The sequence below is a fragment of the Candidatus Neomarinimicrobiota bacterium genome (genome assembly GCA_034716895.1).
Taxonomy (GTDB): Bacteria; Fidelibacterota; UBA8477; order UBA8477; family JABMPR01; genus JABMPR01.
Map to the genome: position 1 here is coordinate 1 of JAYEKW010000001.1, position 2,825 is coordinate 2,825.

General features: G+C 45.0%; 4 protein-coding genes. All 4 read right to left on the minus strand.

The annotated features are described in order from the left end of the window. Window positions 1–478, minus strand: a 478-nt coding sequence (locus tag U9Q77_00005) for a 3'-5' exonuclease (protein MEA3285745.1), incomplete at its 3' end; no start/stop codon positions are given. A 130-nt stretch (window positions 479–608) separates the two neighbouring features. Next, a complete protein-coding gene (locus tag U9Q77_00010) occupies window positions 609–1,415 on the minus strand; it encodes an SDR family NAD(P)-dependent oxidoreductase (GenBank protein ID MEA3285746.1) in 807 nt (268 codons plus the stop codon). Window positions 1,416–1,422: 7 nt separating this feature from the next. Beyond that, window positions 1,423–2,385, minus strand: coding sequence for an aldo/keto reductase (locus U9Q77_00015; protein MEA3285747.1), 963 nt, complete (start codon window positions 2,383–2,385; stop codon window positions 1,423–1,425). A 202-nt stretch (window positions 2,386–2,587) separates the two neighbouring features. Next, a partial coding sequence (locus U9Q77_00020) for a hypothetical protein (GenBank protein MEA3285748.1) occupies window positions 2,588–2,825 on the minus strand: 238 nt, incomplete at its 5' end.

Here is a 2,825-nt window from a genome sequence, read left to right on the forward strand (position 1 = left end):
CATCATACAAAGCTCGATGAAGCTTTTGAGACTGAGGTACTTCCCCCAGAACCCACCTGGCAACATCAGTTAATCTATGTCTCCCAAGATGGGGATAGAGGCGACGAGCCATTTTCAGGGTGCATACCACTCCATTGCTAAAACGCCAACCCAAGCGTGAATATTCAGAAGCAATAAATCTAGCATCAAAAGGTGCATTGTGAGCAATGATGGTCGCATCACCAACAAAATCATGAAAACGCTGCCATGCTGTCAGGGGTGAAGGCTCCCCGTCTAACATTTCCGGGGAAATTCCATGTACCATCTCAGCTTGAGCATGTATTTGACAGGAAACATTTATCAGTGAACTGGCTTTTTCAGTAATTACATAATCGATGATTCTAATAGCTGCCCATTCAATAACACGATCACCGCGAACGGGACTTAAACCGGATGTTTCAGTGTCAATTACCACATATGATGAAGCAATAATATTCATAGAACCCCCAGTTTTTTATACGTATTAAAACAAGAGAAATAATCTGCTCAAATACAGTATCTTTTGCTAAATATTCGGTAATAATCTAACTGATCGTAATTGAAAGACAACTATAATGGATCAGAATCAATTATTTCAAAGACACTGCGTTTCCCTCAGATTTTCCTTTACGACCCGTAACTGCCATATCTCCATACGACTTCGTGGCTATCCAATCATACAAAAAATCCGGTAAAGCTTTCATCAAATGCACAAAGATGGCCATCTGCCAGGGGAAACTGAAGCGCTTCCGACCCCGCTCAATGGCCCTGATGATTTTTACACTGGCCCGTTCCACATCCATGAGAAAGGGCATGGGGACTTTATTCTGGTCTGTCATCGGCGTTCGCACAAACCCGGGACGGATATCAGTCACCTTAATGCCAAAGGATTGCAGGGAAAAACGCAGCGATTCCAGATATGTGATCAGTCCGGCTTTGGTTGCACTATAAGCCGCACCACCAGGAAGCCCCCGAAAACCGGCCACACTTGAAATACCGACAAGGTGTCCATGACGAGCTTCCACCATGTGACGAGCAAAGAACTCAAGGGTTTGAGTAGCAGCCTTGAAATTCAGATCGATAACTTGATTGAGCACCTCGATGTTTTTCACACCGGGATACTTCATTTTGCCACCCCAGCCAGCATTGACAATGACCAGATCAAAGCCACCAGAAGCAGCTTGGGCAAATTGTAGCGCCCCCAGTAAAACGGACTCACGGGTTGCATCACAGACCAGAACATGCGCTTGGCCGCCTGATGTACGAATCTTTTCAGCCAATTCAACCAGCTTAGGTTCTGATCGAGCCAACAACCATAGGGCTGCACCACTTCTACCGTAATCCAGAGCTAATTGGCGACCGATCCCGGTACTGGCACCGGTGATGAGGATCTTCATATCCTTGCTATCCAAGTTGACCATGCCTCTTCTTCAAAGTGACTTCCGGCATATCTGAAGCAGCACTGTTTTCCCTGACTTGCGCTGGTGTTTTTCCGCCTGGTATGGATACATGGCAGGCTGGATGTGAGATTCCAAATCGCAGGGCAACTTGAGCCGGACTCCAATCCGGATAGCGTTCATAAATATCAGTCATTGATTCCATCTTGCTGAGATAACTCTCCAACTTGTCATGATCCAGATTAAAACGTCGGTGATCATCACCTTCAAAAATGCTTTTGCGATTGAATTTTCCACTCAACAGACCAAATAACATGGGAATACGTACAATAACTCCAATTCCATATTCCAAAGCTTTTGGAAAAAGGACTTTCTCGGCCTTCCGCTCCAGTAGATTGTAACGGACCTGAATGCAGTCCAGTAGATCAGAATGTTTGTCAAGCAGGTGGGCTTGTTCTGACTCCTTGAAAGACTGGATGGAGAGTCCGGCGTGTTGGATCTTGCCTTGTTCCTTGAGAATTGATAGTGCTTCCCATGGTTCATCGTGTTCCAGCTTTTCCAGATCAGGACTATGCAATTGAAGGATATCCAGTGTTTCAAGCCCCAGCCTTTTGAGACTTTTCTCGGCAGCTTCGATCAAATATTCTTTTTTATAGTTCTGCTGAATAGCACCATAGCCATCATCAGTTTCTTGTCCGGCATAGTAAAAATCATTCCCGGCTTTGGTAGCAATGATCACCTCTCCCTTACCCCGTTCTTTGAGTACTTGAGCAATGAGATCTTCTGAATGTCCGAAGCCATAGACATCTGCAGTATCAATGAATGTGACCCCAGCATCCAACGCCGCATAGAGTGCATTTACTGAGACCTGATCATCGGTGGGTCCCCAATTCATGCCTCCAATAGCCCATGCGCCAAAGCCTATGGTTGAAACTTTCGGTCCGCGTTTACCTAATCGTGTGTATTGCATATATATCCCCTAGTTATTTGATGCGCATAAAATGCATCTCAAGGAATCAGAATACTAGATTTGATTATGCCATGTACTTCCAGGATCATCTGTATGGAAAGGAAACTTATTTATCCGCAGATTGCGCAGATTCGCGCAGATTGAAGTAGGGACGAACCACCCGAAATATTTTATTAAACTGACCGTGGGATAGCCGAATGAATCAATAGTTCTCATGACGCAACAGGGTAAGCTCTTTTGCCAATGAAGCTACAAAAGCCCTAAGAACCACTGGGAGAATTTGTGAGGCTTTGTGTCTTGGTGCCTTTGTGGCTATTTCAGACAATCGATGCTTATGACTAACGTGGGTCGTTTTAGTAACTGCAAAGCGAGAACCGATTCCAGGTGAGATATTTTCGTGGCACGAGTTGTGCATTCGTGTTACTTTAGGAGAAATCATG